This window comes from Streptomyces sp. NPDC006235 (assembly GCF_040613735.1).
Taxonomy (GTDB): domain Bacteria; phylum Actinomycetota; class Actinomycetes; order Streptomycetales; family Streptomycetaceae; genus Streptomyces.
The window spans coordinates 178,211-196,897 of the sequence record NZ_JBEXSR010000006.1 but is presented as its reverse complement, the minus strand read 5'-3'; the positions used below and the strand labels follow the sequence as shown (position 1 = coordinate 196,897).

The window sequence follows — 18,687 nt, the reverse complement described above, 5'->3', positions numbered from 1 at the left end:
GTGCTACGGCACGTCCGCCTCGCACGGCACATTGAGTGAGAGGAGTGCGGCGGAACCGTCGGGGTTCATGCGCAGTTCGCTGATCGCCGCGTTCCGCAGGCGCGGGAACACCCTGCGGTACTCCCCGGGTGGGATGGACAGCAGTGTGCACAGAACCAGGCGCAGCAGGGTGTTGTGGGCGACGACGAGGACGCGTCCGCCGGGGTGGGCGGCGGTGATGCGCCGCAGGGTCGCTGCCCCGCGGGCCGCTGCCGCCGTCGGGTCCTCGGCGCCGGGGAAGGGGTGGGCGACGGGGTCGGCGCGGAAGGCCGCGGCCCGGTCGGGGTTCTCGGCCTCGAACTCGGCGAGCGTACGGCCCTCCACCACTCCGAAGTCGCATTCGGCCAGGCCGGGGTCGCGCCGCGGGACGAGACCCAGGGCCCGGCAGGCGGGTTCGGCGGTGGCGACGGCCCGGGAGAGCGGGGACGTCCAGATCGCGTCGACGGGGTGTGCGGCGGCCCAGCGGCCGAGGGCTTCGGCCTGGGCGCGGCCGGTGTCGGTGAGGCCGATGTCGCTGACGCCGGCGTACCGGTTCTCGGCGTGCCAGACGGTCTGTCCATGGCGGGCCAGCAGGAGCGTGGTGGTCATGACTCCCCAGTGTCCGGGTGCAGACGGGTCAGGGCGTGTTCCGCTACGGGGTCGGGCAGCCAGCCGCGTTCCCGCAGGGCGTGGACGAGGCGGGCGTACGGCTCGGCGAAGGCCGCCGTGCGGTCGGGGCGGGGTTCCAGGACGGTGCGGACGCGGACCATGCGCTCGGCGACGTCCGCGAGCGCGCCCGCCCCCGACGCCCCGTACGCGGCCAGCGCGGCCATGCCCAGGGCCGGTTCGGTCTGCTCGGGGACGCGGGCCGGGCGGGCCAGGATGTCGGCGCGCAGCTGGTTCCAGTAGCGGCTGCGCGCGCCGCCGCCGGTGAAGGTGAGCGGGCCGTCGAGCGGGACGCCGAGGTGGTGCAGGTAGTCCAGGCAGAGGCGTTCGGCGAAGCCGACGCCCTGGAGCAGCGCGGCCCACAGGCCGGCGTCGCCCTCGGGTTCGCCCAGGACCAGGGCGGTCGCGTCCGGCGCGCGGAACGGGAACCGCTCCCCCGGCGAGACCAGCGGGTAGGCGACCGCACGGGACGGCTCGAACGCCGCCGCCCGCTCGTCCATCGCGGCGGGGTCGGCGTCCGGGAAGTGTGCCGTGAGCGCCCCGGCGCCGACGCTCGACGCCCCGCCGGGCAGCCAGGTGCCGTCGGGGGCGCGGTGGTTGTAGACCACTCCGGTGGGGTCCCGGACCGGGTCCCGGGTCGCTCCCTTCAGCACGAGGGTCGTGCCGAGCACCGAGTTCCAGGAGCCGGGGCGCAGCGCGCCCGAGGCGATCTGGGCCGCGCAGCCGTCCGTCATCCCGGCGAGCACCGGGGTGCCGGCGGGGATGCCGGTGGCGTCGGCGGCGTCCTGGCCGACCTCGCCGAGGCGGGTGCCCGGGCGTACGACGTCGGGCAACAGGCGGTCGGGGAAGCCGAGTTGCGCCAGGGCGGCCTCCGGCCAGGCCTCCGCGTGCAGGTCGTAGCCGGTCTTGAGGGCGTGGCTGGAGTCCGCCGGGGGCGGTTCGCCGGTGAGGCGGGTGATGACCAGGTCGGGCTGGTGCGCGAGGCGGAGCCGGGGGGCGGGTGTCCGCGCTCCGGCCCCGGCCGCCCCGCCGCCCCTCGCGCCGCCGCCGTACGCCCCCACCAGCCACAGCGCCTTCGGCAGCGCCCAGGTGTCCTGGACCGCGAGCCCCGCCTCCCGGGCCCGCGCGGCCTGCGCCGCCGCGCGGCCGTCGTCGTACATCAGCGCGGGGCTCACCGGGCTGCCCGAGCCGTCCGTCAGCAGGACCGTGCCGGACGTGCCGCACACCGCGAGGCCGCCGACCGGCACGCCGGGCGCGGAGCCGAGTGCCGCCCGGGACGCCGTGCACAGCGCGGACCACCACTGCTCCGGGTCCTGCTCGTGCCGCGCCCCGTCCCGCCGCCCGGTCAGCGGGGCCGAGCCGCTGCCGAGGACCCTGCCGGCGGCGGTGACGAGCAGCACGCGGACGCTCTGTGTGCCCAGGTCGATGCCCAGCCAGCCCGCACCCTCGTCCGCCATCCGGAACCTCCCACGATGTCGCAGCCGGATCTGTGAACTTCTCACTGTGCCCCGATATTTTCCCGTGCGCGAGGGATTGACGCCCAACTTCAGCCGTTCCACCCTCTGTTAACGAGTCGACTCGACGTGTTAACCAGCCCCAGGCCCCACGTGGAGGTACGGATGGACACGCACGTGCACGACCGGCGGCGCTTCCTCGCGCTCGCCGCCGGGGCTGCCGCGGCCCCGCTGCTCACGGCCTGCGGCGCCGGCTTCGGCGGCGACGACAGCAAGAGCGACGGGTCCGCCGCGGACGACGTCACCGGCTCCTTCGACTGGAAGCGGGAGCAGGGCACCACCGTCAAGGCGCTGTTCAACAAGCACCCGTACACGGACGCGTTGATCGCCGACCTGAAGTCCTTCACCGCGAAGACCGGCATCAAGGTCGAGTACGACGTCTTCCCGGAGGACAACTACTTCGACAAGCTCACGGTGGACCTGTCCAGCGGGCGGGCCTCCTACGACGTGTTCATGCTCGGCGCGTACATGGTGTGGCAGTACGGTCCGCCGAACTGGCTGGAGGACCTCGGGCCCTGGATGCGCAACTCCTCGGCGACGGGCGCCGAGTGGGACCAGGCGGACTTCTTCCCGAACCTCCTCCAGGCCGACCAGTGGTCGCTGAAGGCGGGCGCGCCGCTGGGCCAGGGCGGGCAGTACGCGCTGCCGTGGGGCTGGGAGACGAACGTCGTCGCCTACAACACGGAGGTGTTCGGGAAGCTGGGCCTGAAGCCGGCCGAGACCTTCGAGGAGCTGACCGAACTCGCCGGCGCCATCAAGCAGCGGGCGCCGGGCGCGGGCTTCGACGGGATGTACGGGATCGCCGTACGCGGGTCCAGGAGCTGGGCCACCATCCACCCCGGCTTCATGACGATGTACGCCCGCAACGGGCTGAAGGACTTCACGGTCGACGGCGGGAAGCTCACCCCGGCCATGAACAGCCCCGAGGCCGTCGCCTTCACCGAGGACTGGGCCGGCATGGTCAAGCGGGGCGGGCCGCCGTCCTGGACGTCGTACACCTGGTACCAGTGCTCCAGCGACCTGGGCGCGAAGAAGGCCGGGATGCTGTTCGACGCCGACACGGCCGCCTACTTCCAGGCCGTGAAGGGGGCCAGCCCGGCCTCCGGGAAGATCGCCTTCCACCCCGGCCCGAAGGGGCCCGGCGGCTCCCTGGCCACCAACATGTGGATCTGGTCGCTCGGTATGAACGCCAAGAGCAAGAAGAAGAGCGCCAGTTGGCTGTTCCTGCAGTGGGCGACCGGCAAGGAGCACCTGCGCAAGAGCGCGATCACGCACAACCACATCGACCCGGTGCGCAAGTCGGTCGCCGACGACGCCGCGTACAGGGACAAGATGCGGCATCTGCCGGGCTTCCTGGAGACCTTCGAGACGGTCGTCGACCAGACGAGGATCCAGTTCACCCCGCAGGCCCAGTTCTTCGACGCGACGACCAGCTGGGCCGCCGCCCTCCAGGAGATCTACGGCGGCGAGGACGCGAAGTCCGTCCTGGACGGGCTGGCGGACGACCTCGCCGACAAGGTGCGTTAGTTATGCGGCCGGCGCTGCGTCCGTACTTCCTGATCGTGCCCGCGCTGCTGCTGACCTGCGGGATCCTCTACCCGTTCGGGCTCGGCCTATACTACACGCTGTTCGACTTCTCGGCGAGCAAACCGCAGCCGGACATGGTGGGGTTCGAGAACTACAGAGCCGTCTTCACGCAGGAGGCGTTCTGGAACTCGGCGTGGGTGACGGTGCTGTACGCGGTCGGGGCGGCCCTCGCCGAGACCGTGCTCGGAGTGGCCGTCGCCCTGCTGCTGCACCGCTCGACGCCGGTGGGCCGTGTGCTGGAGAAGATCCTGATCCTGCCGCTGATGGTCGCCCCGGTGATCGCGGCGATCATCTGGAAGCTGATGCTCCAGCCCTCGGTGGGAGTGGTCAACTACTTGCTGAGGCCCTTCGGTCTGGGCGGGGTGCAGTGGACCGACACCCCGACGGGCGCCCTGCTGTCGTCGATCGCCGTGGACGTGTGGGTGTACACGCCGTTCGTGGCGATCCTCGCCCTCGCCGGTCTGCGGTCGCTGCCCACCTCCCCGTTCGAGGCGGCGGCCGTGGACGGCGCGGGGTGGTGGTACACCTTCCGCCGGCTGACGCTGCCGATGCTGTGGCCGTACGTGCTGGTGGCGGTGATCTTCCGGTTCATGGACTCGCTGAAGGTGTTCGACATCATCTACGCCCTGACGGAGGGCGGGCCCGGTGACTCGACCGTCGTCCTCCAGATCCGCGCGTATCTGGAAGCCATCCGCTTCCAGCGCTACTCCTTCGGGATCAGCTACACGATCGTGCTGTGGGCCGTGGTGTACCTGGCCGCGATGGTGCTGGTGAAGCACCTGGGGAAGATCCAGCGCCGGGCCGCGGAGGTGACCTGAGTGAAGAAGCGTGTCTTGGGCCGGCTCGCGGACGCCGCCCTCGTCCTCTACTTCGTCTTCGCGCTGTTCCCGATCGCCTGGATGGTGATCCTGTCGCTGAAGCCGGCGGACCAGCTCTTCTCCACCTACTTCTCCTTCTCCCCCACCCTCGACGGCTACCGGACCGTCCTCGGCGACAGCGAGGGCATCCCGTTCGTGCGGTTCTTCGTCAACAGCCTGGTGGTGTCGGTCGGCGCGGTGGTGCTGTCGCTGGTGGTCGGGCTGCCGGCCGCGTACGCCTCGGCGCGGTGGCGGTTCAAGGGTTCCGAGAACCTGATGTTCACGCTGCTGTCGTTCCGTTTCGCGCCCGAACTGACCGTCATCATCCCGCTGTTCGTGCTGTACCAGAAGCTCGGGCTGTTCGACACGTACGTCGGCATGGTGTGGGTGCTGCAACTGGTCACGCTGCCGCTGATCGTGTGGATCATGCGGTCGTACTTCGCCGACCTCACGCCCGAGCTGGAACAGGCGGCCCTGCTCGACGGCTACACCCGCAAGCAGGCCTTCTTCAAGGTCGCCCTTCCCCTGGTCAAGCCCGGTATCGCGGCCGTGTCGCTGCTGGCCTTCATCTTCGCCTGGAACAACTTCGTCTTCCCGCTGATCCTCACCTCCAACGAGGCCCAGACGGTGACCGTGGGCGCCCTGTCCTTCCTCGGCGGGGACCGGCCCAAGTACAACCTGACGGCCGCCGCCGCGCTGGTGTCCGTCGTACCGCCGCTGCTGCTGGCGCTGACGATCCAGCGGTATCTGGTGCGCGGTCTGTCGTTCGGGGCGGTGAAATCGTGATCAGGCTGAGCGGGATACGGAAGGCGTACGGGAAGACCGTCGCGCTCGACGGGCTGGAACTGGACGTGGGGGAGGGCGAGTTCTTCTGCCTGCTGGGACCCTCCGGCGCGGGCAAGACCACGACGCTGAAGACCATCGCCGGGCTCGAACAGCCCGACTCCGGCACGGTCGTGCTCGACTGCGAGGACATGCGGGGTGTGGAGCCGTACGACCGGGGTGTGGCGATGTGCTTCGAGAGCTACGCCCTCTACCCGCACCGCTCGGCCTACGACAACCTGGCCTCCCCCCTGCGTTCGCCCCGGCACCGGCTGCCCGCCGCCGAGGCCCGGCAGCGGATCGGCGCGATCGCCGAACTGCTGGGGATCTCGGGGCTGCTGGACCGGCCGGTCGGCCAGTTGTCCAACGGGCAGCGGCAGCGCGTCGCCCTCGGCCGGGTGCTGGTCCGGCCCGCCCGGGCCTTCCTCCTCGACGAGCCGCTCTCCCACCTCGACGCCAAACTCCGCCAGCAGATGCGCGCCGAGCTGAAGGCGATCGGTGCCGTGCAGCACACCACCACCCTGTACGTCACCCACGACTCGGTCGAGGCACTGGCGCTCGGCGACCGGATCGGGGTGATCCGGCAGGGACGGATCGTGCAGACGGGCACGCGGGAGGAGGTCTGGTACCGGCCGTACGACACGGAGGTCGCCCGGGCCTTCGGGCGGCCCCGGATCAATCTGCTGCCGGGGGTGCTGACGGAGAGCGGGGTGCGGTCGGACGGCGGGGTCGAACTGCCGGTCCGGGCGCAGGCCACTCCCGGCACCGAGGTCCTCGTCGGCATCCGCCCCCGGGACATCGCCCTGCACGGCGAGGGCCACGAGCTGACCGGGACCGTGTACATCACCGAGGTGCTCGGCCGGTCCGTCGAGGTCACCGTCCGGCTCGGGACCGGGGAGCAGCGGGTGTCGCTGGTGGCGCCCCGGGCCGACGCGGCGCGCCTTCGTCCGGACGATCCGGTACGGCTCGCGGTCCGGCCTGAGAACCTGCTGCTGTTCGAGGCCGACCGGCCGGAGCGACCGGGACGACGGATAGAGACACGACCATGAGCAGCAGCAGTGGTGGACAGCAGGGGCCCGCGGCGCGGCAGGCCGCCATGGCCGAGCAGGTGCTGGCCGACGGATCGGCGACGGCGGCGGAGCTCGCCGAACGGTTCGGGGTGAGCCTGATGACCATCCACCGGGACCTCGACGAGCTCGAACGGCAGGGCATCGTACGCAAGTTCCGGGGCGGGGTGACCGCGCAACCGTCGGGCGTCTTCGAGTCGAACGTGCAGTACCGGCTGAAGACCATGCGGGCCGAGAAGGCGGCCGTGGCCGAGCACGCGCTGCGGATGGTCGAGCCCGGCATGGCGATCCTGCTGGACGACTCCACCTCCACCCTGGAGATAGCCCGGCGGCTGCGCACGGGCGAGGTCACGCCGCTGACGGTCGTCACCAACTTCCTGGAGGCGATCAACCTGCTCGCCGACCAGCGCGGCATCCACCTGATGGCGCTCGGCGGCGACTACGACCCGCTGCACTCCTCGTTCCTCGGGGTGTCCTGCGTGGAGGCGGTCGAGCAGCTGCGGGTGGACGTGTGCTTCGCGTCGACGTCGGCGGTGCACCGGGGTTACGCCTACCACCAGGAGCAGCACATCGTGTCCGTGAAGCGGGCGATGCTCGACGCGGCGGCACGGAACGTCCTGCTGATCGACCACACCAAGCTCGGCCGGGTCGCCCTGCACCGGGTCGTCCCGCTGTCCCGTTTCGACCTGCTCCTGGTGGACGACGGGGCGTCGGCGGAGGCGCTGCGGGATCTGGACGAGCACAAGGTCCGTTACGAGGTCTGTGCGACGAAGGGCAGCGATGACCGAGCTGGAGCTACGTGATCTGCGCAAGACCTACCGGGCCCGGGGCCGACCGGGCGTGGACGCGGTGCGCGGCCTCGACCTCGCGCTGCGTTCCGGGGAGCTGCTCGGGCTGCTCGGCCCCTCCGGCTGCGGCAAATCGACGACCCTCCGCATGATCGCCGGGTTGGAGTCGGTGACCGGCGGGGACATCCTGGTCGGCGGGGCGTCGGTGGTCGAACGGCCCGCGCAGCAGCGCAACATCGGGGTCGCGTTCGAGAACTACGCGCTGTATCCGCCGCTGTCCGTCGCGGAGAACCTGGCGTTCGGCCTGAAGGCCCGGGGCCGTAAGGCTCGTGGGGACGTCGACCACAAGGTGAAGGAGATCGCCGAGCGGGTCGGTCTGACCGACCTCCTCGACGCCCGCCCGGCCGGCCTGTCCAGCGGCCAGAAGCAGCGCGTGTCGCTGGCCCGGGCACTGATCCGCGAACCGGACGTGCTGCTGCTCGACGAGCCGCTGTCCCATCTGGACGCGGCCCAGCGGGACACCACCCGGCGCGAACTCAAGCGCATCCAGAAGGACCTGGGCCACACCACGATCCTGGTCACCCACGACCAGGAGGAGGCCCTCTCCCTCGCCGACCGGATCGCCGTGATGAAGGACGGCGTCATCCAGCAGCTCGGCACCCCCTACGAGGTCTACGACAGCCCGGCCAACGTGTTCGTCGCGGACTTCGTCGGCGAGCCCGCGATCACCCTGCTGCCCGGTATCGCCGATGGCGACGGCCACGCCCGCCTCTCCGACTCGGTGCGGATCGCGCTGCCCGTGCCGGTGGAGGAAGGCCGTGAAGTGGTGGTCGGGATCCGCCCGGAGGACGTCCGGCTCACCGCCGAAGAAGGCCTGCCCGCCCGGGTCGTCGCCCACGAACCCCTGCTGGAGTCGGGCCTGGCGACCCTCGCCCTCGACGGGGTCGAACGGCACCTGGTCGTCCTCACCGACCCGGAGGTGCGGCTCGCCCACGACGAGCGGGTCCGGGTCGCCGCCGACCTCCGGCACACCCATGCCTTCGACGCCGAGACAGGAGAAGCCCTGCGATGACTGCCGGAAACAGCGTGCGTGTGGTGGCCGCCGGTGACCACTTCGTCCTGCCGTCGCTGATCACACGGGCGGTGGAGCACGAGGTGGAGCGGGCCCTGGTGACGGAACTGAGGCTCGGCTGGCCGCTGGAGCCGTTCGGGCCGGTCGCCGAGGTGCAGGAGGCCAGTGACGCCGAGGACGAGATGATCGAGGCGCTGGCGGGCGCACAGGTGCTGGTCACGCAGATGGGGCCGGTCACCGAGAAGGTGCTCGCCGCCTGCCCGGAGCTGCGGCTGGTCGTGGTCTGCCGGGGCGGCCCGGTCAACGTCAACCTGGACGCGGCGAAGCGGCGTGACGTGCGGGTGTGCTTCGCGCCGGGCCGCAACGCCGCCGCCACCGCCGAGTTCACCGTCGGCATGATGCTGGCCGCGCTGCGCCGCATCCCCCAGGCCCACGACCCGCTGGCCCGGCAGGGCAGTTGGGAAGGTGCGACGTACTACACGTACGAGCAGAGCGGTCTGGAGCTGGAGGACCTGCCCGTCGGGCTCGTCGGGTACGGCGCCGTCGGCAGCCGGGTGGCCCGCGTGCTGTGCGCGTTCGGGGCACGGGTGATGGTGTACGACCCGTATGTGCACGGCGAGATCCACGGACTGCGCGTGACCTCGCTGGACGAACTCCTGCGCCGCTCCCAGGTGATCACCCTGCACGCCCGGCTCACCCCCGAGACCCGGGGGCTGATCGGCGCCCGGGAGCTGGGGCTGCTGCCGTCCGGCGCGGTGGTGGTGAACGTGGCCCGGGGACCGCTGCTGGACGAGGGCGCGCTGTGCGACGCGCTGCAGAGCGGGCAGGTGTCGGCGGCGGCGCTCGACACGTACGAGCGGGAGCCGCTGCCGGCGGAGTCGCGGTTGCTGGGACTCTCCGAACGCGTGGTGCTCACCCCCCACTTGGGCGGCGCTTCGCGCGCCGTCGCGGAGAAGGCCGCGCGGATCGCCGCCGAGGAAGTGGGCCGCTGGGTCCGTGGAGAGCCACTCGCCCACTGTCTGACCTGAGACCTGGAGGAGAGCCGCATGTACGTCGGTATCGATGTGGGCACGTCCATGGTCAAGGCGGCGGCCTTCGACGACACGGGCCGGGAACTGGCCGTGTCGTCCCGCCCGGTGGGCCTGAGACTGCACGGCGGGTTCGTCGAGCAGGACATGGACGAGGTGTACGGGGCGGTCGTCGCCGTGCTCGACGAGCTCACCGGGCGGGTCCCGGGGCCGGTGGAGCTGGCCGGGCTCACCGGGCAGGGCGACGGGGTGTGGCTGGTCGACGGGGAGGGGCGGCCCGTGCGGGCGGCGGCCTCCTGGATGGACGGGCGGGCCCACGAACTGGTCGACCGGTGGCTGGCCGACGGTACGTTCGAGACGGTGTTCCGGCGGACGGGCAGCGCGATGTTCCCGGGCTGTCCGGGGCCACTGCTGGCCTGGCTGGACAGCAACGAGCCGAAGGCGCTGGATGCCGCGAAGGCCGCCCTGTACTGCAAGGACATGGTGTTCCAGCGGCTGACGGGGGCGGGCCCGGCGACGGATGTGTCGGACGCGTCGATGCCCTTCCTGGACCCGCGCACCCGGGCGTACGACAACCGGGTCGTGGAGCTGCTGGGGCTCACGCACCGGCGCCGGCTGCTGGCCCCCGTCAGCGACCCGGTCGCCACGGCCGAGGCGCGGGGCGAGGGCCTGCCGTCCGGCACCCGGATCGCGAACGGCCCGTACGATCTGCCGGCCTGTGCGCTGGGCGCCGGGGTGACGGCCCCCGGGGACGGTCTGCTGATCGTCGGGACGTGTCTGGCCAGTCTGGTCGCCACGACGGAGCTGGACCTGACGGGCGAACCGGCGGGCCTGTACATCTCCACCGACCGGCCCGGGTACTGGCTGCGCGCCATGCCCGCGATGGTCGGCACGGCGGCCCTGGACTGGGTGCTGTCGACGACGGGCGTGCGGCACGACGAGGTGGACGGCCTGCTGGCCGAGACCCCGCCGGGCGCGAACGGCGTCCGCGTGCTGCCGTACTTCGCGCCCTCCGGGGAGCGGGCCCCCTTCGTCGAGCCCCGGCTGCGTGCCGAACTCACCGGTGTCTGCCTGGAGTCGACCCGGGGCGACCTGGTCCGCGCCACCTGCGAGGGCATCGGCTACGCGGCCCGGCACTGCCTGGAGGCGGCGGGCCTCGACGGGAACCTGGCCGTGTGCGGCGGCGGCACCCGCAGCCCCGCCTGGATGCGGCTGCTCGCCGATGTGCTCGGCCGGCCGCTGCGGGTCGTCGAGGGCGAGGTGGGCGCGCGGGGCGCGGTCCTCGCGGCGGCCGAGCGGTACGGGGTGCCGCTGGACGCGCGGGTGTGGACCCGGCCGACGGAGGTCGTCGAGCCGGACCCGGCGCGGGCCGCGTCCTACAGCAAGGGCTACGAGGAGCACCTGGTCCGGCTCGCGCAGGCGCGGGCCCGGGCACGCACATGAATCCGCCTACCGGGAAAGGGAGTCGTATGCGGCTCGGACGGAGATCTCTGCTGCTCGCGGCGGCCGCGGGAACAGCCACGGCCGCCACGGCCACCCCGTTGGCGGCCGCACCTCGTGGGAGCGGCCCGGTGGTCATCGGCCACCGCGGCGCGGCCGGCTGGCGCCCCGAGCACACGGCCGCCTCGTACACGTACGCCGTGCAGACGGGCGCCGACTGGATCGAACCGGACCTGGTGCCGACGAAGGACCATGTGCTGGTGGTCCGGCACGAGAACGAGATCTCCCAGACCACCGACGTGGCCCGTCGGCCGGAGTTCGCCGGCCGCCGCACGACGAAGACGGTCGACGGCCGGTCGGTGACCGGTTGGTTCACGGAGGACTTCACCCTCGCCGAGCTGAAGACGCTGCGGGCGGTGGAGCGGCTGCCGCAGGTCCGCAACCGCAACACGGTCTTCGACGGGCGCGAGGAGGTCATGACCTTCCAGGAGGTCGTCGCTCTGGCGCGGAAGCTGTCGAGGGCGCACGGCCGGACGATCGCCGTCTTCCCGGAGACCAAGCACCCCACGTACTTCCGGTCCCTCGGCCTGCCGCTGGAGCCGAAGCTGGCGTCCGCGATCCGCCGCAACCGGCTGGGCCGGCGCGAGTGCGTCGTGCAGTCCTTCGAGCCGACGAGCCTGCAGCGTATGACAGGCCTGGGCGTTCCGCTGTGGCAGGCGCTGGGGACGACGGGCGGGCCGTACGACCTGCCCACGACGGCCTACCGGGACATGATGACCCCGGGCGGGCTGGCGGACATCGCGCGGTACGCGGACTGGATCGGCCCGGACAAGTCGTCGCTCGTCGGCACGTCGCTCCTCGCGGACGCGCACGCGGCGGGCCTGCGCGTGGGGCCGTACACCTTCCGGGCGGAGAACCAGTTCCTGCCGGCGGAGTTCCGGCGCGGCAGCGGAAGCAGCGATTTCGGGGACGCGTTCGCGGAATACGCGCTGTACTACCGCATGGGGGTCGATGCGGTCGTAACCGACTTCCCGGACTTGGCGGTGATGGCGAGGAGGGGCTGATGTTCTTCAGGGACAAGCACTGCCCGACCTGTGGCGGCAGCGGAACGCAGGTGTTCGCGCCGCTCAAGCCCGAGGAGACAAAGGCGCTCGGGACGCACCGCACCGACCTGTGGCGCTGCACCGCCCCGGGCTGCCGGTGGTACCAGCCCTGGGGCCATCAGGCCGGCGGAGGCCGGCTCCCGGAGGAACTGCAGAACCCGGGAGCCGACGCCTCGGTGTGATGCCTAGAGGTTGGAGAAGTCCGGGCCCTTGGTGCGCGTGCGCTTGATCTCGTAGAAGCCCGGCACCGAGGCCACGGCGAGGGTGCCGTCCCAGAGGCGGGCGGCCTCCTCGCCCTTGGGGGCCGGGGTGACGACCGGGCCGAAGAAGGCGAGCTGCTCGCCGTCCGCGCCGGGCACGGCGATGACCGGGGTGCCGACCTCCTGGCCGACCTTGTCGATGCCCTCCTTGTGGGAGGCGCGCAGCTCGGGCTCGTACCGGGTGCCGTCCCAGTGCTCCATGAGGGACTCGGGCAGGCCGACGTCCTTCAGGGCGGCGGCGACCGTCTCCTTGCCGGGGCCCCCGCCCTGGTTGTGGATGCGGGTGCCGAGCGCGGTGTAGAGGTCGCCCAGCACCTCGGCGCCGTGCTCCTGCTGTGCCGCTATGACGATCCGGACGGGACCCCACGCCTTGGTCTCGAGCAGCTCGCGGTACTCGTCGGACAGCTCGTCGAGCTTGTCCTCGTTGAGCACGGCGAGGCTCATGACATGCCAGCGGACCTCGATGTCCCTGACCTTCTCCACCTCCAGCACCCAGCGGGAGGTCATCCACGCCCAGGGGCACAGCGGGTCGAACCAGAAGTCGACGGGAGTCTTGTCCGACATGTCTCTCCTCATGAGGAAACCGTTTCTCCGGGAACGTCAAGGCTCGCTCCGGTCATTCCCGGCTGCCTCGCCCGAGGGGTACGTGGCAGGATCGTCGCTGTTCAGCCGTGACCGACGACGCTTGAGGAGTTCCGCCCGTGCCCGGTGAGAATCTGTCCCGCGACGAGGCCCGTGAGCGGGCCGCCCTGATCGGCGTCGACGGGTACGAGGTGTCCCTCGACCTGCGGTCCGCGGTCGGCGCGGACGACACCGGCGGGCCCCGCACGTTCCGGTCCGTGACGACCGTCCGGTTCCGGTGCAACGAGCCCGGCGCGAGCAGCTTCGCCGATCTGATCGCCCCGAGTGTGACGGCCGTCTCACTCAACGGCCGGGATCTGGACCCCGGCGAGGTCTTCGACGGCTCGCGGATCACGCTGGAGGACCTGGCCGCCGACAACGAGCTGGTGGTCGACGCGCAGTGCGCCTACTCCCGCACCGGCGAGGGCCTGCACCGCTTCGTCGACCCCGAGGACGGCGAGGTGTACCTGTACACGCAGTACGAGCCGGCCGACTCCCGCCGGGTCTTCGCGAACTTCGAGCAGCCCGACCTCAAGGCCCCGTTCCGCTTCGAGGTGCGGGCGCCGGAGGGCTGGACGGTGTGGAGCAACGGCGTGGGCGAACAGGCCGAAGGGGTGTGGCGGTTCGCCGAGACCAAGCCGATCTCGACGTACATCACGTGTGTGGTGGCGGGCCCCTACCACTACGTGACGGACAGCTACTCCCGTACGTTCGCCGACGGCACGACGCTGGAGATCCCCCTCGGCGCCCTGTGCCGCAAGGGTCTCGCGCCCCACTTCGACGCCGAGGACGTCTTCCTGGTCACCAAGCAGGGCCTGGACTTCTTCCACGACCACTTCGACTACCCGTACCCGTTCGGGAAGTACGACCAGGCGTTCGTGCCCGAGTACAACCTGGGCGCGATGGAGAACCCGGGGCTGGTGACGTTCCGGGAGGAGTTCATCTTCCGGGGCAAGGTGACGCAGGCGTCCTACGAGGGCCGGGCCAACGTCATCCTGCACGAGATGGCGCACATGTGGTTCGGCGACCTGGTCACCATGGAGTGGTGGGACGACCTGTGGCTGAAGGAGTCGTTCGCGGACTTCATGGGCGAGTTCTCGCTGGTCGGCGCGACCCGCTTCGTCAACGGCTGGGTCACCTTCGCCAACCGCCGCAAGTCGTGGGCCTACCGGGCCGACCAGCTGCCCTCCACGCACCCGATCACGGCCGACATCCGAGACCTGCAGGACGCCAAGCTGAACTTCGACGGCATCACGTACGCCAAGGGCGCGTCGGTGCTGAAGCAGCTCGTGGCGTACGTCGGCCAGGACGCGTTCCTGGAGGGCGCCCGGCGCTACTTCAAGCGGCACGCGTACGGCAACACGCGCCTCGGTGACCTGCTGTCGGTGCTGGAGGAGACCAGCGGCCGGGACATGAGCGCCTGGGCGCGGTCCTGGCTCCAGACGGCCGGGGTGAACGCGCTGACCCCGCAGCTGCTGCTCAACCCGCAGGGCCGCGTGGAGGAGCTCGCGGTGGTGCAGGAAGCGGCCGAGTCGCATCCGGAACTGCGCCCGCACCGGGTGGCGGTGGGCCTGTACCGGGCGACGGACGGTGGGGCGGTCGAGCGGTACGCGCGCGCCGAGGTGGACGTCGACGGCCCGCGCACGGTCGTGGCGGAACTGTCCGGCGCCGAGGCGCCCGACCTGGTCCTGGTCAACGACGACGACCTGACGTACTGCAAGATCCGCTTCGACGAGACCTCGCTGGCGACGCTGCGCGAGCACCTGGGGTCGGTGACCGACCCGCTGGCGCGTGCCCTGTGCTGGTCGGCGCTGTGGAACATGACGCGGGACGCGCTGCTCCCGGCGAGGGACTTCGTGGACCTGGTGCTGCGGTTCGCGGGAGGCGAGTCCGAGATCGGCGTGGTGCAGATGCTGCACGCCTGGGCCGAGTCGGCGGTCACGCACTACGCGGCGCCCGCCCGGCGGGAGACGACCGCCCGCCTCCTCGCCGAGGGTGCCCGGCGCGAGCTGTACGCGGCCGAGGCCGGCAGCGAGCACCAGCTGGCGTGGGCGCGTTTCTTCGCCCGGACGGCCACCTCCGAGGCGGACTTCGAGCTGCTGGGCGACCTGCTGGCGGGCACGGCGTCGGTCGAGGGCCTCGACCTGGACCAGGAGCTGCGGTGGGTGTTCCTGGAGCCGCTGGCCGCGCACGGGGCGGTGGACGAGAAGGCGCTGGCCGAGGAGCTGGCCCGGGACGACACGGCCTCCGGCAAGCGCCACCAGGTGCGCTGTCTGGCGGCCCGTCCGTCGGCTGCGGTCAAGGCGCAGGCGTGGGCGCAGGTCGTGGAGTCGGACGCGCTGTCCAACGCCATGGTCGAGGCGACCATCGCCGGCTTCTCCCAGGCCTCGCAGCGGGAGTTGCTCGCCCCGTACGCGCAGAAGTACTTCACGGCGATCGAGCGGGTGTGGACCGAGCGGTCCATCCAGATCGGGATGCACGTGGTGCAGGGCATGTTCCCCTCGCTCCAGCAGTCCCCGGAGACCCTCGCCGCCACGGACGCGTGGCTTCAGGCCCACCGCGAGGCGGCCCCGGCCCTGCGCCGGCTGGTGCTGGAGGCCCGGGACGACCTGGCGCGGGCGCTGCGGGGGCAGGACTGCGACGCGGCCTCCGACCAGTAGCTTTGGCCTAAGATCCGGGCGTTCCGCCATCGTTACGAGATGCGTGCCCCGCAAGCCGTAACCCCTGGTCCGCACCCGAACGGACCAGGGGCTTTCGGCATCCGAACACCCGTCCTTTAGGGCTGGGTTGTCCGTATTTGTCGACGGACCTGTAACAGCGGTTAAAAGGCGGTCGGAGCACGGGAAATTGCGGGTCATGACCCACAACACCCCGCTCTCACCGCGCCCCCTGCACGAGCTGTCCGGCCGCGGCCGGCTCCGTGTGATGACGGTCGCGCAGCTCCGCTCGCACGGCGTGACGACGTCCGCGACGAACGAGCAGTGCCGCCCCGGCGGACCCTGGCAGCAGCTCCTCCCGGGCGTCGTCCTGCTCCACCCGGGCCCGCCGACCAGCGAGGAGCGGCTGCACGCGGTGCTGATGTACGCGGCGCGGGAGCGCGGCACGGGCATCCCCGCCCAGCCCGGCGCGGGCCAGGGGCACGCCCCCGCCTACCCGGAGGCGATGATCACCGGCCTGGCCGCCCTGACGCTGCACGGCTTCTCCTCCACTCCCCCGCTGCCGTCCCTGGACGCGATCGACGTACTGGTCCCGCGGCTGCGCCGACTGCGCTCGACGGGCTGTGCGCGCCTTGTCCGCGGCGCCGCGCTGCCCGCCCCCGAGCAGGTCGCGGGTCTGCCGGTGGCCCCGGTCGCCCGCGCGCTGGCCGACGCGGTGGCCGACCTCCGGGACGCCGGCACCGTGCGCCGGCTGATGACGGAGGCGGTGCGCGGCGCCCACTGCGAGCCGGCGGCGGTGGTGCGGGAGCTGAACCAGGCGCGGCTGCTGAGCCGTCCGCACGTGGTGGACGCGGTGGACTCCCTGCTGGCCGAGGGCCGGGTGATCGCGGAGGACCGTCTGTACCGGATGGTGCGCGAGTACGGCCTGCCCGACCCGGTCTGGAACGTGGACCTGCGCCTGCCCGGCGGCCCCTACCTCGGGGGCCTGGACGCGTACTGGCCCGACCAGGCGGTGGCGCTGGAGCTGGACACGCGGGCGCCCCGGCAGGACGACGACGCCCTGTGGTCCGAGTACGCCCGCAAGCGCGAGCACCTGGAGCGCCTCGGCATCACGGTCGTCCACATCACGCCCAGGAAGCTCCGCGACTCACTGGAACAGCAGGCGACGGTGGTCCGCACGGCCCTGATGGCCTCGGCCGACCGCGATCCGGCCGCGTATGTCGTGGTACTGCCCCGGTAGTGACGGGCCGGGCAGGGCCAGCGCGGCGCCGAACACCACGCTCCGCAGGTAGGCGTCGAACAGGTGCGTATAAGCGGAGATCCATTCGTAGCCCTGGGCGAAGACGGCGGCGACGAGGAAGGCGTAGCCGAGGAAGGCCAGGAGCTGGAGCGCCCCGCAGAGCACGCGGTGGGGGCGGCCCGTCGGCGGCGCCGGTGCCGGGGCGTCGGCCTGTCCCCTGGGCAGCGTCGGCGGGCCGGGCAGCTCCGATTCGGGTGACGGCGGGGTGCTGTCGAGCAGTGCCACCGCGAGGCCGCGGGCGGTCGGATGCCGGGAGACGTCGCGCATCGACACCGGCGGCAGGTCCGGCTGGTTCCTCACCCGCGCGCAGACGTGCGCCCTCACCAACGAGTCGGCGCCGAGATCATCGAAGAAGTTGCTGTCGAGCGGCACCTCGTCCAGATGGGCGACATCCGCCGGCAGCGCGGCGAGCCGCTCGCCGCAGGGGATACCGCGGGTTGTGGCGGCGCTTCGCGGGGCCGGGCTCCCTCCATGACGCCCCTGGCCGCCTCCTGCAGTTGCTGTCGCTTCATGAGGAGGACCCCTTCGGCTGCGACTGTCGCATGCCCTTCCTCGCTAGGGATTCGGAGCCAGGCAGCCGAGGGAGGTAAGGCCTGCCTGTTCTTCTCGCATGATGAGCGGACCTCTCACCACGCGGACACGGGGCACCCTCCTACGTGCCGCAGAACTCCGCCTCGATGACCGCGTCGGTACTGCCCGACCAGTCGCCGTTGAAGTTGACGGCCAGGGAGTGCCGGCCGTCCTCCGTCGTCACGGCGTCCGAGTTCGAACCGAAGATGCCGCCGTCGTGGCCCCAGACGTGGACGCCGCAGCTGAGCTCGCGGTCGACGAGCCCCAGGCCGTAGCGGCTGGTCTCCCGGCTGGAGGGGACCGTGGTCTTCATCTCCTTCAGCTGCTCGGGAGGGAGCAGCCTGCCGCGGAGCAGCGCCGAGTAGAAGCGGTTCAGGTCGGCCGAGCTGGAGACCATCTGGCCCGAACCGTAGGCCAGGCGTGCGTTCAGCTCCGTGACGTCGTACGTCGGGCCGGTGTCCGTCCGGGCCAGCTTGGAATAGGCGCGGCTGCTGGGCCGGGGCAGGGTGACGCGGGTGGTGGGGACGGACGTGGAGGTCAGGTGCAGCGGGGCGATGATGCGCCGGTCGATCTCGTCGCCGTAGTCGTCGTTGCCCGTGGCCTTCTCGATCACCCGCGCGGCCAGGAGGTAGTTCGTGTTGGAGTACTCGAACGACGTGCCCGGCGCGAAGTACGGCTCGTTCGCCAGGGCGAAGGCGAGCAGTTCCTCCGGGTCCGCCTCGTCGAACCGGTGCTTCATGAAGCCGTCCGCGGTCATGTACGTCCGCTGGAAACCGGGGTCCGCCAGGTAGTCGAAGATGCCGCTGGTGTGGTTCAGGAGCTGGCGGAGGGTGATCTCGCGGCCGTCGTGTCCATGGCCCCGGACCTGCCCCGGCAGCCACTTGTCCACCGTGTCGTCCAGCGACAGCCGCCCCTCCGCCTCCAGTTGCAGGACGACGGTGGCGACGAACGTCTTGGAGATGCTGGCGACGCGGTAGTGGTCACGCGCCGAACGCGGCTTGCCCGTCTTGAGGTCGCCGGCTCCGGCCGTGGCCGCCCAGGTGCCGTGCCCTCGCTGCACTCTCACGGTCACGCCCGGGACGCCGTCGGCGACCGCGGCCCGCATCGCCTGCCGGGTCGCGTCGTGGCCGGCTGCGGGCGGGGCCGCGACCGCGGGGCCCGCCAGGGCCGCCGACAGTGCCACGGCCGTCGCCGCCGTCAGGATCGTGCGTGCGCGTCTGTTCATGTCCCGTACCCCCGTCAGGTCGAGCCGGTGTCGGGGGGTGGGACCGCGAGTCGCCGGGCCGGAGTTGACCGGCCCGGGCGGGTTGGGCGGGA

Annotated in this window: 17 protein-coding genes; 12 read left to right on the top strand and 5 right to left on the bottom strand. The window is 71.8% G+C overall.

The annotated features are described in order from the left end of the window. Positions 1-3 precede the first annotated feature (3 nt). A complete protein-coding gene (locus tag ABZ192_RS10165; protein WP_356924056.1) occupies positions 4-627 on the bottom strand; it encodes a histidine phosphatase family protein in 624 nt (207 codons plus the stop codon). Beyond that, on the bottom strand, positions 624-2,141 hold the full coding sequence (locus ABZ192_RS10160) for an FGGY family carbohydrate kinase (protein ID WP_356924055.1): 1,518 nt from the start codon (positions 2,139-2,141) through the stop codon (positions 624-626). The genes ABZ192_RS10165 and ABZ192_RS10160 overlap by 4 nt, the downstream gene beginning before the upstream one ends. Before the next feature lie 162 nt (positions 2,142-2,303). Here ABZ192_RS10160 and ABZ192_RS10155 point away from each other — a divergent pair, with 162 nt between their 5' ends. From ABZ192_RS10155 to ABZ192_RS10110, 10 genes are read left to right on the top strand one after another with little or no spacing between them, the layout of a single operon-like run. Next, positions 2,304-3,725: a sugar ABC transporter substrate-binding protein gene (locus ABZ192_RS10155; RefSeq protein WP_356924054.1), complete on the top strand. Its 1,422-nt coding sequence runs from the start codon at positions 2,304-2,306 to the stop codon at positions 3,723-3,725. A 2-nt stretch (positions 3,726-3,727) separates the two neighbouring features. Further along, the gene (locus ABZ192_RS10150) at positions 3,728-4,603 is read left to right on the top strand and encodes a sugar ABC transporter permease (protein WP_356924053.1); all 876 of its coding nucleotides are present in this window, start codon (positions 3,728-3,730) and stop codon (positions 4,601-4,603) included. Next, on the top strand, positions 4,604-5,428 hold the full coding sequence (locus ABZ192_RS10145) for a carbohydrate ABC transporter permease (protein WP_356924052.1): 825 nt from the start codon (positions 4,604-4,606) through the stop codon (positions 5,426-5,428). Then, entirely contained in the window at positions 5,425-6,513 is a 1,089-nt protein-coding gene (locus ABZ192_RS10140; protein WP_356924051.1) for an ABC transporter ATP-binding protein, read from the top strand. Before ABZ192_RS10145 ends, ABZ192_RS10140 begins: the two co-directional genes overlap by 4 nt. Beyond that, positions 6,510-7,334, top strand: coding sequence for a DeoR/GlpR family DNA-binding transcription regulator (locus tag ABZ192_RS10135; protein WP_356924050.1), 825 nt, complete (start codon positions 6,510-6,512; stop codon positions 7,332-7,334). Before ABZ192_RS10140 ends, ABZ192_RS10135 begins: the two co-directional genes overlap by 4 nt. After that, the gene (locus ABZ192_RS10130) at positions 7,312-8,391 is read left to right on the top strand and encodes an ABC transporter ATP-binding protein (protein ID WP_356924049.1); all 1,080 of its coding nucleotides are present in this window, start codon (positions 7,312-7,314) and stop codon (positions 8,389-8,391) included. Before ABZ192_RS10135 ends, ABZ192_RS10130 begins: the two co-directional genes overlap by 23 nt. Continuing rightward, entirely contained in the window at positions 8,388-9,419 is a 1,032-nt protein-coding gene (locus tag ABZ192_RS10125; RefSeq protein WP_356924048.1) for a 2-hydroxyacid dehydrogenase, read from the top strand. Before ABZ192_RS10130 ends, ABZ192_RS10125 begins: the two co-directional genes overlap by 4 nt. An 18-nt stretch (positions 9,420-9,437) precedes the next feature. Beyond that, a complete protein-coding gene (locus ABZ192_RS10120; protein WP_356924047.1) occupies positions 9,438-10,862 on the top strand; it encodes an FGGY-family carbohydrate kinase in 1,425 nt (474 codons plus the stop codon). Positions 10,863-10,888: 26 nt separating this feature from the next. Continuing rightward, entirely contained in the window at positions 10,889-11,923 is a 1,035-nt protein-coding gene (locus tag ABZ192_RS10115) for a glycerophosphodiester phosphodiesterase family protein (RefSeq protein WP_356924046.1), read from the top strand. Continuing rightward, positions 11,923-12,144: a hypothetical protein gene (locus ABZ192_RS10110; protein ID WP_356924045.1), complete on the top strand. Its 222-nt coding sequence runs from the start codon at positions 11,923-11,925 to the stop codon at positions 12,142-12,144. The genes ABZ192_RS10115 and ABZ192_RS10110 overlap by 1 nt, the downstream gene beginning before the upstream one ends. A gap of 3 nt (positions 12,145-12,147) precedes the next feature. Here the strand turns inward: ABZ192_RS10110 and ABZ192_RS10105 are convergent, their stop codons facing one another. Beyond that, positions 12,148-12,786 (bottom strand): DsbA family protein, encoded by a 639-nt coding sequence (locus tag ABZ192_RS10105; protein ID WP_356924044.1) that lies wholly within the window; start codon positions 12,784-12,786, stop codon positions 12,148-12,150. 137 nt (positions 12,787-12,923) lie between these two features. On the opposite strand from ABZ192_RS10105, the gene pepN reads away from it, so the two are divergent. Beyond that, positions 12,924-15,503 (top strand): aminopeptidase N, encoded by a 2,580-nt coding sequence (gene pepN, locus ABZ192_RS10100; RefSeq protein WP_356924043.1) that lies wholly within the window; start codon positions 12,924-12,926, stop codon positions 15,501-15,503. A 196-nt stretch (positions 15,504-15,699) separates the two neighbouring features. Then, the gene (locus ABZ192_RS10095; protein ID WP_356924042.1) at positions 15,700-16,740 is read left to right on the top strand and encodes a hypothetical protein; all 1,041 of its coding nucleotides are present in this window, start codon (positions 15,700-15,702) and stop codon (positions 16,738-16,740) included. On the opposite strand, the gene ABZ192_RS10090 is transcribed toward ABZ192_RS10095, so the two are convergent. Both ABZ192_RS10090 and ABZ192_RS10085 read right to left on the bottom strand, forming a co-directional pair. Further along, entirely contained in the window at positions 16,648-17,172 is a 525-nt protein-coding gene (locus ABZ192_RS10090; protein ID WP_356924041.1) for an acyl carrier protein, read from the bottom strand. The genes ABZ192_RS10095 and ABZ192_RS10090 overlap by 93 nt on opposite strands. A gap of 280 nt (positions 17,173-17,452) precedes the next feature. Further along, a complete protein-coding gene (locus tag ABZ192_RS10085; protein WP_356924040.1) occupies positions 17,453-18,595 on the bottom strand; it encodes a serine hydrolase domain-containing protein in 1,143 nt (380 codons plus the stop codon). Positions 18,596-18,687 lie beyond the last annotated feature (92 nt).

Excerpts from the sequence above, each read along its gene's own strand:
- ABZ192_RS10165 (WP_356924056.1), bottom strand. The coding sequence starts at position 627 with ATGACCACCACGCTCCTGCTGGCCCGCCATGGACAGACCGTCTGGCAC.
- ABZ192_RS10160 (WP_356924055.1), bottom strand. The coding sequence starts at position 2,141 with ATGGCGGACGAGGGTGCGGGCTGGCTGGGCATCGACCTGGGCACACAG.
- ABZ192_RS10155 (WP_356924054.1), top strand. The coding sequence starts at position 2,304 with ATGGACACGCACGTGCACGACCGGCGGCGCTTCCTCGCGCTCGCCGCC.
- ABZ192_RS10150 (WP_356924053.1), top strand. The coding sequence starts at position 3,728 with ATGCGGCCGGCGCTGCGTCCGTACTTCCTGATCGTGCCCGCGCTGCTG.
- ABZ192_RS10135 (WP_356924050.1), top strand. The coding sequence starts at position 6,510 with ATGAGCAGCAGCAGTGGTGGACAGCAGGGGCCCGCGGCGCGGCAGGCC.
- ABZ192_RS10130 (WP_356924049.1), top strand. The coding sequence starts at position 7,312 with ATGACCGAGCTGGAGCTACGTGATCTGCGCAAGACCTACCGGGCCCGG.
- ABZ192_RS10125 (WP_356924048.1), top strand. The coding sequence starts at position 8,388 with ATGACTGCCGGAAACAGCGTGCGTGTGGTGGCCGCCGGTGACCACTTC.
- ABZ192_RS10120 (WP_356924047.1), top strand. The coding sequence starts at position 9,438 with ATGTACGTCGGTATCGATGTGGGCACGTCCATGGTCAAGGCGGCGGCC.
- ABZ192_RS10115 (WP_356924046.1), top strand. The coding sequence starts at position 10,889 with ATGCGGCTCGGACGGAGATCTCTGCTGCTCGCGGCGGCCGCGGGAACA.
- ABZ192_RS10110 (WP_356924045.1), top strand. The coding sequence starts at position 11,923 with ATGTTCTTCAGGGACAAGCACTGCCCGACCTGTGGCGGCAGCGGAACG.
- ABZ192_RS10105 (WP_356924044.1), bottom strand. The coding sequence starts at position 12,786 with ATGTCGGACAAGACTCCCGTCGACTTCTGGTTCGACCCGCTGTGCCCC.
- ABZ192_RS10095 (WP_356924042.1), top strand. The coding sequence starts at position 15,700 with ATGACCCACAACACCCCGCTCTCACCGCGCCCCCTGCACGAGCTGTCC.
- ABZ192_RS10085 (WP_356924040.1), bottom strand. The coding sequence starts at position 18,595 with ATGAACAGACGCGCACGCACGATCCTGACGGCGGCGACGGCCGTGGCA.